The organism is Methanofollis tationis (assembly GCF_013377755.1).
Taxonomy (GTDB): Archaea; Halobacteriota; Methanomicrobia; order Methanomicrobiales; family Methanofollaceae; genus Methanofollis; species Methanofollis tationis.
Genome location: NZ_JABXWR010000001.1, coordinates 270,563 through 282,935 on the forward strand (window position 1 = coordinate 270,563; position 12,373 = coordinate 282,935).

The window sequence follows — 12,373 nt, forward strand, 5'->3', positions numbered from 1 at the left end:
GGAATTACTATATAAATATTTGTATATTGTGCTCGCCTTATTTTCGCCTTCCTCTCCCCGAGGAGGCGATGAAGCGGGTGTGCGCCAGCATCAGGTCGGTCCTGGTCAAAAACCCGGTCATACGCTCCCCCTCCCCGACGACCGGGAGATGGTGGATGTCGTGCTCGATCATCACCCGCAATGCCTCTTCGAGGGTGCGCCCCTCGTGGATCGTCAGCGGGGCGCGGGTCATCCGCTCCCCGACCGGCCTGGAGAGGTCGCCGCCGGCCAGGAGTTCGCGCACGTCCCGCGTCGTGATGATCCCGACGAGGCGGTCCCCTTCGAGGACCGGATAGCCGGTGTGGGTCGTGGTCGAGATCAGGGAGAAGACCTTTGTGCAGGGGTCGGCGGGCGAGAGGGCGATGACCGAGGGGGCCGGGACCATCACCTCGCCCACCAGGATCGCCTCCAGGATGTCCACCTCGAACTCGCCCCGGTGAGCGCCCGACTCTGCCTTGCTCTGCACCTGCTCGAGAAAGATTGTCTCCTCGCGGGCGAGCACATAGGCGATCCCCACCGCTCCCATCGCAGGCACAAAAAGGGAGAAGTTTCCGGTCATCTCGACGACCATGATCAGCACGGCGATGGGTGCGTTGGAGATGGCGCCAAAGAGGGCGATCATCCCGACGACCACGAACCCCGGCACCAGGTCGAGCGGGACCATGCCCGGGAGAACCGTATGAAAAACCATGCCGACCGCCCCGCCGGCCACCGCCCCGATCATCATGCCGGGCGCAAACACGCCGCCGCTCCCTCCTGATCCGATGGTTAAGGAGGTGGTGAGGATCTTGACGAAGGGGATGATGAGGAGGACAGAGAGCGGGAGCATCGAGTAGAGGGCGAGCTGGACAAAGCCGTAGCCGGTCCCGAGGCCGGCCAGGCCTATCACCGCCGTCTCAGGGGGAGAGGTAGCAGAGCCCGACCGCAACGGCGCCCGTGAGGAAGGCGCCGGCGAGGGGCTTGACATGGTTCGGGATCCGATATCGCTGGAAAAGTCTGTTAAATGCCTTGTTCGCCCCGTAGAATGTCCTGATATACAGGATCCCAAAGCCGGCCGAGATCACGCCGAGGACGAGGAAGAAGGGGAGCTGGGGAATGGTCCATGCCACCGCCACCGGCGAGAAGACCGGATCGAAGCCCTCGACCGTCCCGAAGATCGCATACCCGATCACCGAGGCGAGGAAGCCCGGGATGATCGCCTCAGACTCGAAGTCGCGCCGGTAGAGGATCTCGGCCGCAAGGATCGCCCCGCCAAGGGGAGCCTTGAAGATCGTGCCGATCCCGGCCCCGATGCCGGTGGCGATCGCGATGCGTCGCTCCTTCTCGGAAAGCCCGAGATAGTCGGCGACGATCGATCCGAACCCGGCTGAGATCTGGGCGGTCGGCCCCTCCCGGCCCGCGCTTCCTCCGGTGGAGATGGTGATGATCGCCGTGATCGCCTTGAGCAGGGGTATGCGGTGCCTGATCCGCCCGTCGCCGTGGAACGCCCGGATCGCCGCATCGGTCCCGTGCCCCTCTGCCTCAGGGGCGAAGGTGTAGACCAGGAGGCCGGAGAGGAGGCCGCCGAAACAGATCACCGGCAGGATGAGCCAGGGGGTTTCCGGGGACGACCAGAGGGAGATATCGGCGATGCTCTCTCCCTCCTCGGGGAGGTTGAACCCGACGATCGTCTCCATGAAGAAGTGTGTCCCGATCTCGAGCCCCTCAAAGAAGAGGAGGGCGCCGACGCCGGAGATCACGCCGACTACGATGGCGATGAGAAGGATCCGCTGCGAAGGTGTGGCGCCGCCGGTCATGGTTTTTCAGCATGAACATTGTGGGGCAAACGGGATAAAACGTATCTCGCCATCCCTGAATTGCCATCGGGCGGGATATGGCCGGCCTTGCGGGGCGCAGCAAAAACTCTGCGCGCTCATCGAGCAATCGGGGGATTTCGGCGCGTATAATGGCGCGATGGGATCGGGGCGGAGACGTGCCGTAAATTAATCAATTAACTATTACAAAATGTTAATTAAAAATTGTGTACCGGTCTGGCCGGCCGGCTCGGGTACGGCGCCGCGAAGATCCGGTTTTGCACTATCGTTTAGAAAGTCTTTAATAAGATTTCAAGAGAGTTAAGTTTGACCTATACGAGAAAGACTTTATAGTGCTGTATAGGTAGGACGTTTAAGAGGTGTAAAGAAAAATGGTGTTCCATCCTCCAGTAGCAATTGTCGCAAAGGCGGGTGACGCAGGGAAGTACAAGACCTCCCTCCCCGCATGGAACATGATCCTGAGAGGGTTCATGTCAGGAGCCTACATCGCCATGGGTGCCGGTCTGGCAACCGTCTGTTTCACAGGCGCTGCCCCGCTCCTGGGTGCAGGTATGGCGAAGCTGATCCTGGGTGCCGTCTTCCCCGTAGGGCTTATCATCACCGTCCTTACCGGTGCAGAACTCTTCACCGGTGACGCGATGCTCGCCCCGATGGCTGCGTTTATCCACAAGATCTCCTGGGCTAACGTGATCAACCTCTGGATCTGGGTCTATATCGGCAACCTCATCGGCTCGATCGTCTACGCCTACATCATGGCGATGGGCCCCCTGACCAGCTGGAACGCCGCAGGTGTCGGCGCCGCGAACGTCTTTGGCGTGAGCGCTGTCAGCATTGCGGTGGGCAAGATATCGTACTTCAGCGCTCCAGCCGTATGGTCGCTCTTCCTCAAGGCGATCGGTTGTAACTGGCTCGTCAACCTGGCCATCCTCCTCGGCATCTGCGCCGACGACGCGGTAGGCAAGTTCTTCGGCATCTGGTTCCCGATCATGGCCTTCGTTTCCACCGGGTTCGAGCACTGTGTCGCAAACATGTACTTCATACCGGCAGGCATTCTGACCGCACCCTACCTGAGTGCCGAACAGGCCGCAGGTATCGGTGCCAACCTCCAGCAGCTCAGCTGGGTGACCATGTGGACCAACAACATCATCGTCGTTACCATCGGCAACATCGTTGGTGGCCTGCTCTTCGTCGGCGTCATCTACTGGGTCGCCTTCAAGAAAGAGATCGCGGCACTCAAGTAACCAGCGTGCACAATGGAAATCAGAAACACCAATGTGCGGATTTCGGCCGTTTCCCTGGCCGTCGCCGCATTTTTTATCGTTCTTGTCCTGGTGACATTCGTCATCACCGGCAACCGCACAATTCTCATCTGGGGCATCCCGACGATCATCCTGCTCTTCGTCATACCGCTGGCGCTCAACTACATGAGCCAGAGCCAGTATGCCGACCTGGTCCCGGTCTATGAACAGGAGGCAAAGGACGTCAGGATCAAGACGATCAACGAGAGTATGCTGGGCAAACCGGTCAGGATCCGCGGTGTCGTCGAACGATCGATGTTCCGTTTCCTGAACAGGCCGCAGTACCTCGTCGCCGACAAGAGCGGCGAGATCTCGGTGAAGATGTTCACGTCGCCGCAGGAAGACGTCAAAAAAGGCGACGTCGTCGAAGTGCTCGGTATTATCATCCGTCGTTATGTGGCAACCGGCGAACCGGTGGTCAACTGCGTCTCGATCAGGAAGATAAAGCCGCAAGAAAAGTAACTCTTTTGCATGAAGGAGCAGGGGCCCTAGGAAAAGCCCCGGTGCAGTCCTTCATCGAGTGACGATCGTCTCTCCCTGTTCAGCCGCGCAATATACTCGTCGAAGAGATGGATCCTGGTGCTCACCGGGAAGGGTATCTTCAGCGTGGAGATCACCGCCTCGCCGGTGTCGAGGGTCTGGATCTCGGTGTCCATGCGGGAGAGGTCCTGTTTTGCGCTGCTCGCGACGATATCGCGGTCGCCGCGGTCGCCGAGCCCCATCACCACGAAGGTGTTTAACTGGGCAAGCACGCGGGGGTCGATGTTCTTTGGCTGCTGGGTGACGACGCAGAGGCCGACGCCGAACTTCCGCCCCTCCATCGCCGCCTCGCGGAAGATCTGCGTCCGCCGCCCGCCGGCCCCGAGCACCCGCTGCGCCTCCTCGATGGCGATGAGCACCTGCGGGGGCTCCTCTTCGCGTGCGACGCCCCACTCGCGGTGGCGCTGCATGATCCGCCGGGTGATCACCGAGAGGGCGAAGAGCTCGCTGCGCTCGCCCATCTTCGGGATGTCGATGAGGACGACCCGGTTCTCCTCCAGGGCGTCGACGATCTCCTCGATCGCCGAGCCCGAGGGCTTTAAGAAGGCGGCGTTCGTCCTGGTGAGGATCTGGACGTGGCGGGCGATCACCTTCAGGGTGCCCGGGTGGAAGCCGCGGAGATGTTCGGCAGTCGCTTTATGATTTTTTGGATACGTCGCCTCTTTTGCCGGGTCGAAGGTCTCGAAGTCGGTCTCCTGGAAGAAACCGATCAACTCTGCGCCGTTCACGTCCTCGAGGAGTTCGAGCACGTCCCGCTGGGCGTCAGAGTGATCGAAGAGAAGGTTGAGGTCGGAGGCCCGCACGTCGTCGTACTCGAGTCTGAGCCTGGAGAACGAGTATTTCTTCACGTTCTCATCACTGATCGTGAAGACGGCGAGCCCGTCCCTCCCGGCCGTGTAGTGGATAAGCCCTTTCGTCGATTCCCCGGTCGATGAGCGCCCCCCGGCGGCGTACTCCCCGTGCGGGTCGACGATCAGGAGCCCGAACTGCTTCTCCCTCATGCACGAGGCAGAGAAAACCTTCATGAAGTTGCTCTTCCCCATCCCGGTCGTCGCAAACACGCCCATGTGCTGGGCCATCACCCGCGCGTGGAGGGCGACCGGTACGCCTTCCAGGACGCCCTGCCCGGTCTTCATCACCCCGACCTCGATCTCGCCCATCAGGCCGCGCAGGAATCCGAGGTCGTCTGCGGTGGCGACCGAGACCTGGGAGAACTTCGCCGGGATCGTGTTTGGCCGCCTGAACTTCTTCTCCCGGTCGAGGTAGCCGAGGGGGACGGCGTCGACGCCCAGGAAGACGTCCTCGCCCATCTGGTAGAACTGCCTCGTATAGGGCCGCGTGTCCCACTTCGGGTCGGCGAAGTTGCAGTCGTGGAGGATGTCGGTGACCTTCCCGAAAAAGGCGAGCCCTTTGACCCCGTCCTGGATTTTCAGGAGGTCGCCGACGCAGAGGAGTTCGTCGTGGGGGACGATGAAACGGTACGAGAGGACGCTGGTGCCGATCAGCCTGAAGGCGGCGCCTTCTGTTTCAATAGCGTGCAAATTCATCATGCATATCTCCGAACAATTCCTGGTATTCGCGCTCTGTCATGCCCCGTCCCGACATCGCCCCGATCACCTGCTGCTTCACGAACTCCGTCTGATCGGCAGTGATCGCGGCCATGCGGTGGGCGTCGAAGAGGGGAAAGGGGTAACCGGTGACCCGCCCGTCGTCGGCATAGGCGGCAAGGGCCGAGAATGTCCTGGTCGCCTCCTCAGGCGAGGTGCCGACCGGCAGGTCCACCTTGAAGGGGTGCGGCGATCCGGGGTGGAGGCAGGCGACATAGGTGGCGCTAAAGTCCCACTCCCGGTGGCGCACGGCGTCGCCCAGGGTGGCCGGAACCTCGAGGTACCATGGGCCCGCGACGCCGAGCCGGCGAGCCAGCGCCGCGGCGGCCGGGACGAGGGGGATGCCGTTCCCCCAGGTCGCCGCCGCCGCCTTGGTCACCGCCGCCACCAGGACGCCGCGCCCGGCGGCCTTCCTCAGGATCTCCATCAAGACCGGGCGGTGGCTCTCGTGGCCCACCCTGAGGGCGCCGTCCAGGAGGAGGACGTCGCCGGCGTCCAGGCTCTCTGCGAGGCGGCGTGCGACCCAGTACTCCAGGGTGTCGCGCAGGGTGGCGGCGGCCTCTGAACGGTCCTCGTTCTCGAGGGATCGTGCCGGAAGGGCGCCGTCGAAGCATTCTGCATAGAGATCGGCATATGCCGGGTTTTCCCGTTCAGGCCCGATCCGAAAGGCCCTGAGCGGGCTCTCCCCGGCATGCGCCCTCCTTCCCCTGCGGTAGGTGACCTCGACCGCCCGCACCACCGCCACCGAGAAACTCCCCGAGGCCAGCACCTCGGCATTGCTCCCGTCCACCGCAGCGATGTGCCCGGGGCATGCAGGGGGGCAGGGGAGATAGGACGAGGCGTCGAACCCGCCGCAGGCGGCGAAGCGTTCGGCAAGGTCGGAGGGGCGGATATGCGCCATCCATGCAAGGACGGCGGCAACGTCCCCGGGCTCGACCGGGCTCACTCTGAGGCCTCCACATGGCTCTCAGGGCCAGGCCCGGCCTCGACGCGCAGCGTCGTCTCGAACTCCTCCTGCACCTCGCCGACATGGGAGATCAGGAAGATCTGCGGGAAATGGGCCTCCTGCGTCCGCAGCGCCCGTATCAGGTTGGCCCGCCGCTCCTCGTCCTGGCTCCCGAAGATCTCGTCGAAGATGAGGACGGTGGCGTCCTGGACGCCGCGCACCTCGGCCAGGTACCGGGAGAGGGCGATGCGCAGGGCGATGGCGATGTCGTCCTGTTCGCCGCCTGAAAAGCGTTCGGCCGGGTAGTCTGCGCCCATATCGTTGATCAGGGGGGTGAAGTCCTCGTCGATGAAGACGGTGTCGTAGCGGCCGTCGGTGATCTCGCCGAGCACCTCGCCGACGACGCCTTCGAGGCGGCCCCTGACCACGCCGAGGAGGTAGGCGGCATATTCGGAGATGAGAGAGCGGGCGAGCTTCAGGTGCTCGCGCTCGGTCTGCAGGGCGGCCGCCTGCCCCTTCAGGCTGTGGGCCCGCTCCAGCCTGGCGGCGAGATCGACCCGCACCTCTTCACGGTGGGCGAGGTCGCGCCGCTTCCCGGCAAGGTCCTCCCGGAGCGCGGCGCACCGCTCGCCGACCCGCTTCGTCTCCTCCTGCACCGCCTGCAGGACGGCGGGATCGAAGCCGAGGGCCAGGATCCGCGCCCCGGTCTCCCGGAGTCGCTCCTCTGCCTCACAAAGCGCACCCTTTACCGCAGCCAGCTCCCCCTCCAGTGCCGGCAGGTGACCGGTGGCGATCTTCACCTCGACATGGCGATCACGCCGCGCCCTGGCGGCCCCGGCCTCCTTCCTGAGGAGGGAGTGCCGCTCTTCATCGTGGCCGATCTCCTCCATCGCGGTGCTGCACGCCTGCATGGCACGGCGCTGCTCCTCGAAGCGGGAGAGTACAGCGGCTCTCTCCTCCTCGATCGCCGCTCGCCCGGCAAGGCGCGTCTCGGCCGCCAGGTACTCCTTCCACGTCTCCTCGAGCCCGACCTCTTCCTCCTGAAGAGCGCTCATCCTTTCCGGGTTAAAACCGAGGGCCTCGCATTCGGCCAGGGCGCGCTCGATCCCGGCGCGGGCCGCCTCTGCATCCTGGACCAGCCCTTCGCGCTCCCTGATCTTATCCGGCAGGGCGGTGCACTCGCCAGAGAGGCGGTCAAAGCGCCCCTTCATCGCTTCAAGGTCGGCGCACCGCTCCTTCACCAACCGGTGCCGTTCAGTGTCATAGCCCGGTGACCCGAGGGCGTCGAGCCTCTCCTCCTCTACGTCGACGGCCTGCTTGAGGGCCTTGATCCGCTCTCCCCTGGCTCTTACGCCCTCTTCGAGGACGGCGATCTCCCTGGTGCGCTCCCCTGCGGCCCGGGCCGCCGCGGCAAGGGCCTTCTGGCGGGCCGCGAGGTGATCGCGCTCCCCTGTCAGGTCCCGGGCCCGTGCATCCAGGGCCCTGATCTCGGCGAGGGTCTCCCCGGCCTTCCCGGTGAGGTCGGCGAGGAGGCGGTCGTAGTGGTCGTGGAGCGGGCGGTGGCAGGTGGGGCAGGGCGAGTCGGGACCGATCGCCATGAGGGCTTCGATCTCCCTGACCAGATCCTCGTGCGCCGCGTTGAGCCTCTCACTCTCGGCCACCGCCCTGGCTAGTTCTTCGGAGACGGTGCCGAGCGCAGCCTGCACCCCCTCGATCGCCGCCTCGATCTCGCCGGGTGCCTCTCCCTCCCCCTGCAGCCTGCTGAGGTCCTCCCTGAGCCCTGCGATCGCCTGCTCCTCGGCCCCGATCTCGGGCAAGAGCCGGGCGATCTCCTGCATATGCGCCGCCACGGCAGAGAGCCCTTCGGAGCCGGCAATCTCCGGGGCCAGTCGATCGAGTTCGTCCTGCTTCCCGGCAAGGCCCAGGATCTCGGCATCAAGCGCGGCAAGAGTGCGCTCGATCCCGCGCACCCGCTCCGCGGCGGCACCGATCCCGGCCTGGAGATCGCGGTGCCGCGCCTCTCTCCCCCGCTCCTCTGCAAGACACCGCCGCACCTCACCCAGCCGCTCCACCGCAGGCCGCAGCCTCTCGACCAGCTCCGCGTCGGCGTCGAGCCGCGCCAGGGCGGCATCGAGACCTTCGAGCCGCTGCTTTGTCTCCCCGGCCGCGGAGAGAAGGGTCTGGAACCGTTCGGCACAGCGCTCGTAGACCTGCCGCCGCTCTTCGGCGGCGTCGAACGCCTCCAGGATCTCATGATCCCTCTCTTCCGCGGCGGCGAGCGTCTCGCACTCGGCAAGGAGTGCTGAACAGGCCCTGATCTCTGCCGAACGCCGCTCCTCATCACCCTTAAACCTCGCCACCTCGCGCTCTGCCGCCTGCCGCCCCTCGAGGAGGCGGAGATGGAGGCGCTCCTCTTCTTCGAGGGTGCGGAGGCGCTCGACGAGCACCCTCGCCTCCTCCTCCGCGCGGGAGAGGGCGGCGTCTGTATCTGCAATGGCGGCTTCGGCCTCGCGCATCTGCACGTCGGTCTCCGCCAGCCGCACGGCCGTCGCCTCCTCATCGACCTCAGCCAGCCGCCCGCCGATCCCGTCGAGGTCGCGCTCGACCAGATCGAGCCGCTCCTTCAGGGCGGCGAGCCCCTCGTCCCTGAGGTGGTCGATCCCGAGCACGCGCATGAACCACTCCTTCCGCTTGCCCGGCTGCCGGTCCAGGAGGGAGAGGAGGTCTTTCTGGGCGGCAAACACCGTGTGCCTGAAGTCCTCCGGCCCCATCCCCAGGATCCGCCTCACCTGGCGGGCGACGTCGCTCACCCCCTCGGCGAGATGCGCACCCTCCATGAAGAGGGCGGCGTCGTGCTGGACCGAGGTCTCGGTCCGCCGGTAGGTCCGCGTCACCGCATACTCCACGCCGCCGACCGAGAAATCGAGGCGGACCTCGCAGCGCTCCTTTTTGCCGGCAAACGAGGAGACGATATAGGCGCCGCCGCTCCCGCCCTGGAGGCCGTACAGGGCGAAGACGACCGCCTCCACGATCGTGCTCTTCCCCGCCCCGTTGTTCCCGACGATCCCGGTGATCCCGTCGGCAAACCTGATCTCCTCCTCTCGGTAGCGCTTGAAGTTGCGCATGACCAGCCTATGCAGGAGCATCGTCGCCCTCCGCGTGCACCAGGATCGCCCGTCTCAGCGCCTCCCCGCCCGCCTTCAGGACATACTCCTCGGCCTCTTTCGGGAGGTTTTTCCCCTGCACGAACCGCCCGAACTCGCCCACATAATCGACCCCGATCAGGTCGTCCCCGGCAAACCGCCGGCGTTCCTCCTCCTGGGCGACCACCCGCAGCCTCAGGTCGAGGAGGCGGCCGGCGCACCCGGCCAGCGCCCGGCGGCCCAGGTGCCGCTGGCTCTCGCGCCGCATGCCGTCCAGGGTGAGTTCGCACATCGCCTGCTCCTCCCTGACGCCCTCGACCAGCCCGGCGACGGCGTCGGCGATCTCCTCGGCCGAGAGATCGGCGCAGGCGATCGTCCCGAGATCGAGCATCGGCGTCTTCTTCAGGTCGAGGTGCTCCACGCGCCCGGTGGCGGTGTCCACGACAAGGGCGCCCTTTCTGTCCTTTCGCTCGCCGTAGGTGCAGTGTTCGATGGAGCCGCTGTACCAGGCGTTCCCGGCGATCTGCACCTGGCCGTGGTAATGGCCCAGGGCGATGTAGTCGAACTCGTCAGAGATCATCGCCGCGTCGATCTCGTGCTCGGCGACGGTGTGGAGGCGGTGCTCCTTCAGCATCGAGGCGAGGCCGTGAGTGACCAGGACGTTCGCCGTTCCTGAGCGGCGCTCGATCCCGTCGAACTCCCGCCGGTAGTCTGCCGCCTCCAGCATGTTCGGGATGAGGTGGAAGGTCGCATCCCCGACCTCGACTGCCTCGTAGCGGTAGCGGTATGCGGCATGGACCTCCGCGCCGTGGTATTCCAGGACTGCAAACGGCGACTCGGTGTAGCGGGTCTTTGCCATCGAATGGTTGCCGGCGATGACGATGAGGGGCACTCCGGCATCCTGCAGGAGATCGAGGGCCGCAAGCACCGTCGTATAGGCGCGGGTCTTCGGCTTGACCGTATGAAAGAGGTCGCCGGCATGGACGACGGCGTCGGGCCGCTCCTGTATGATCCGCTCGATCCCCGCAAGAAAATTCTCATATATCAGCCGCTCCCGAAGGTTCATCCCGGTGGCGTCCAGTTTATTGAAGGCCGCAAGGCCCAGGTGCGTATCGGCGATATGGATGAATTTCATCTAAAACGGGCAAGGAGACCCCGGACTTCAGGCCGGGGAGGAATTGCCCCCTCCGAAATGGATTTATGGTCGAACGCTAATACATCAGATAAGCATTTGTCTGCATACCTTTTTCTGAGGATAGGCACTCCCCAATAGGAGAGATAACGGCTGAAGTTGCAGATCGCAAATGCTTGAGAAAGGGGAGACATTGCCTGATTGGGTATATCTCGATCAGGTAGGCTGTTGTCAACCAGCCTGCACTTCGGTGCCAGCATAAGCCGGTTATCAGGTTTGTGTGGATGTGACATGGTGATTCCTCCATAGTTACAAGCCTCGGTCTTTAGGCCGAGGTAGTTGACCTGATCGATCTCTTATCAGGCCTTATATAAAGGGCGCTCCGTGCACCCCGAAAGTGAAGCGTCACCACTATCTATGGTCGGTGCGCACTATGAGGGTGGTGATTCTCATGACACAGCGGTCCGTGGATGCGATCTTCCAGGCCCTGTTCCTCCTGACCGATCTCAGGGCGCTGATGCGGGAGACGGCGCCCCTTCACGATCTCGACGAGGAACAGCGGGCTAAAGCTGCAAAAGCGATAGAGAAACTGAAAAAGCAGATTGGCATCCTGGAGCAGGAGATGGTCAGATGAAGTGCACGCCGGATATCGATCTCCGCGACGTCGAGGAGATGAACATCAATATCGATCCCATCCAGGCGGCCGGCCGCCTGACCGCCGACGCGATGAAGGCGGTGATCGCCTATGGCGATGGCTACTCGGTCTGCGACAACTGCCGGAAACCTTTCAGGCTCGACTATATCGAAAAACCGCCGATCGCAACCTTTCACGACGACCTCGCCGCCTTCGTCGGCATGGACGAGGCGCGGGTGGTCCCGGGGGCGCGCCGGGGGTTCCAGGCCGTCGCCGGCACCTATGTGCAGAAAGGCGACCCGGTGGTCCTCACCGCCCTCTCCCACTACACTGAGTTCATCGCCGTCGAGAACGCCGGCGGGGTCCCGCACGAGATCCCGAAGGACGAAAACAACATCATCAGGGCCGATGCGGCGGCCGAGCGGATCGAGGAGGTGACCCGCGCCTCTGGACGGCCGCCGGTCCTGCTCTTCATCGACCACGTCGACTACCAGTTCGGCAACCTCCACGAGGTGCAGGAGATCGCCCGGGTGGCGCACGGGTACGACATCCCGGTCCTCCTCAATGGTGCCTACACGGTCGGGACGATGCCGGTGGACGGCAAAGCCCTCGGCGTGGACTTCGTCGTCGGTTCAGGGCACAAGAGCATGGCGGCGCCCGCCCCTTCGGGCGTGCTGGCGACGACCGCCGAGCGGGCTGAGGAGGTCTTCAGGACAACGCAGATCAAGGGCGATCTCACCGGCCGGACCTTCGGGATCAAGGAGGTGGAGATGATGGGCTGCACCCTGATGGGCGTGACCCTCATGGGCATGATGGCCTCTTTCCCGCATGTGCGGGCGCGCGTGGACCGCTGGGACGAGGAGCTGGCGAACGGCCGGATCGTCCTCGACGCCCTGCGGTCGATCGAGGGCACGGTCGTGAAGTCCGAGATGCCCCGCCGCCACACCCTGACCCGCGTCGACACCTCGGCGTCGTTTGACCTGATCGCCGAGACGCACAAAAAACGCGGCTTTTTCCTCTCCTCGGCCCTGAACAAGAAGGGTATCGTCGGCGTGATCCCGGGAGCGACGAAGGTCTGGAAGTTCAACACCTACGGGATCTCCCGGGCGCAGGCAGAGTATGTTGCCGCTGCCTATATCGAGATTGCAGAGGAGAACGGGCTTTCGGTCGTCTCCCCGTGAGGGGAGAGGTGTGCCTCTTTTTTTCGGTCACCACACCGT

General features: G+C 64.2%; 10 protein-coding genes. 4 read left to right on the top strand and 6 right to left on the bottom strand.

What is annotated here, in order from left to right:
- Nucleotides 1-37: 37 nt before the first annotated feature.
- A complete protein-coding gene (locus HWN36_RS12105) occupies nucleotides 38-928 on the bottom strand; it encodes a chloride channel protein (RefSeq protein WP_343044899.1) in 891 nt (296 codons plus the stop codon).
- 7 nt (nucleotides 929-935) lie between these two features.
- Nucleotides 936-1,835, bottom strand: coding sequence for a chloride channel protein (locus tag HWN36_RS11890; RefSeq protein ID WP_281361624.1), 900 nt, complete (start codon nucleotides 1,833-1,835; stop codon nucleotides 936-938).
- A gap of 389 nt (nucleotides 1,836-2,224) precedes the next feature.
- Here HWN36_RS11890 and HWN36_RS01375 point away from each other — a divergent pair, with 389 nt between their 5' ends.
- Nucleotides 2,225-3,094, top strand: a complete 870-nt coding sequence (locus HWN36_RS01375) for a formate/nitrite transporter family protein (RefSeq protein ID WP_176787560.1) — start codon at nucleotides 2,225-2,227, stop codon at nucleotides 3,092-3,094.
- Nucleotides 3,095-3,106: 12 nt separating this feature from the next.
- Complete coding sequence (locus HWN36_RS01380; protein WP_176787562.1) at nucleotides 3,107-3,613, top strand: nucleotide-binding protein; 507 nt, start codon at nucleotides 3,107-3,109, stop codon at nucleotides 3,611-3,613.
- A 26-nt stretch (nucleotides 3,614-3,639) separates the two neighbouring features.
- Here the strand turns inward: HWN36_RS01380 and HWN36_RS01385 are convergent, their stop codons facing one another.
- Genes HWN36_RS01385 through HWN36_RS01400 form a run of 4 tightly spaced genes read right to left on the bottom strand, consistent with a single transcriptional unit; the run spans nucleotide 3,640 to nucleotide 10,522 of the window.
- The gene (locus tag HWN36_RS01385) at nucleotides 3,640-5,241 is read right to left on the bottom strand and encodes an ATP-binding protein (protein WP_176787564.1); all 1,602 of its coding nucleotides are present in this window, start codon (nucleotides 5,239-5,241) and stop codon (nucleotides 3,640-3,642) included.
- Nucleotides 5,219-6,244 carry a DNA double-strand break repair nuclease NurA gene (locus tag HWN36_RS01390; protein ID WP_176787566.1) on the bottom strand — a complete coding sequence of 342 codons (1,026 nt, stop codon included), beginning with the start codon at nucleotides 6,242-6,244 and terminating at the stop codon, nucleotides 5,219-5,221. The genes HWN36_RS01385 and HWN36_RS01390 overlap by 23 nt, the downstream gene beginning before the upstream one ends.
- Nucleotides 6,241-9,390 (bottom strand): AAA family ATPase, encoded by a 3,150-nt coding sequence (locus HWN36_RS01395; protein WP_176787568.1) that lies wholly within the window; start codon nucleotides 9,388-9,390, stop codon nucleotides 6,241-6,243. Before HWN36_RS01395 ends, HWN36_RS01390 begins: the two co-directional genes overlap by 4 nt.
- Nucleotides 9,377-10,522, bottom strand: a complete 1,146-nt coding sequence (locus tag HWN36_RS01400; protein WP_176787570.1) for a metallophosphoesterase family protein — start codon at nucleotides 10,520-10,522, stop codon at nucleotides 9,377-9,379. The genes HWN36_RS01395 and HWN36_RS01400 overlap by 14 nt, the downstream gene beginning before the upstream one ends.
- A 448-nt stretch (nucleotides 10,523-10,970) precedes the next feature.
- On the opposite strand from HWN36_RS01400, the gene HWN36_RS01405 reads away from it, so the two are divergent.
- Both HWN36_RS01405 and pscS read left to right on the top strand, forming a co-directional pair.
- The gene (locus HWN36_RS01405; protein ID WP_176787572.1) at nucleotides 10,971-11,153 is read left to right on the top strand and encodes a hypothetical protein; all 183 of its coding nucleotides are present in this window, start codon (nucleotides 10,971-10,973) and stop codon (nucleotides 11,151-11,153) included.
- Nucleotides 11,150-12,334 carry an O-phospho-L-seryl-tRNA:Cys-tRNA synthase gene (pscS, locus tag HWN36_RS01410; protein WP_176787573.1) on the top strand — a complete coding sequence of 395 codons (1,185 nt, stop codon included), beginning with the start codon at nucleotides 11,150-11,152 and terminating at the stop codon, nucleotides 12,332-12,334. The genes HWN36_RS01405 and pscS overlap by 4 nt, the downstream gene beginning before the upstream one ends.
- Nucleotides 12,335-12,373 lie beyond the last annotated feature (39 nt).

Bases quoted from the DNA above. Each gene is read 5' to 3' on its own strand.
- HWN36_RS01395 (WP_176787568.1), bottom strand. From the start codon at position 9,390: ATGCTCCTGCATAGGCTGGTCATGCGCAACTTCAAGCGCTACCGAGAG.
- HWN36_RS01375 (WP_176787560.1), top strand. From the start codon at position 2,225: ATGGTGTTCCATCCTCCAGTAGCAATTGTCGCAAAGGCGGGTGACGCA.
- HWN36_RS01405 (WP_176787572.1), top strand. From the start codon at position 10,971: ATGACACAGCGGTCCGTGGATGCGATCTTCCAGGCCCTGTTCCTCCTG.
- HWN36_RS11890 (WP_281361624.1), bottom strand. From the start codon at position 1,835: ATGACCGGCGGCGCCACACCTTCGCAGCGGATCCTTCTCATCGCCATC.
- pscS (WP_176787573.1), top strand. From the start codon at position 11,150: ATGAAGTGCACGCCGGATATCGATCTCCGCGACGTCGAGGAGATGAAC.
- HWN36_RS01400 (WP_176787570.1), bottom strand. From the start codon at position 10,522: ATGAAATTCATCCATATCGCCGATACGCACCTGGGCCTTGCGGCCTTC.
- HWN36_RS01380 (WP_176787562.1), top strand. From the start codon at position 3,107: ATGGAAATCAGAAACACCAATGTGCGGATTTCGGCCGTTTCCCTGGCC.
- HWN36_RS01385 (WP_176787564.1), bottom strand. From the start codon at position 5,241: ATGATGAATTTGCACGCTATTGAAACAGAAGGCGCCGCCTTCAGGCTG.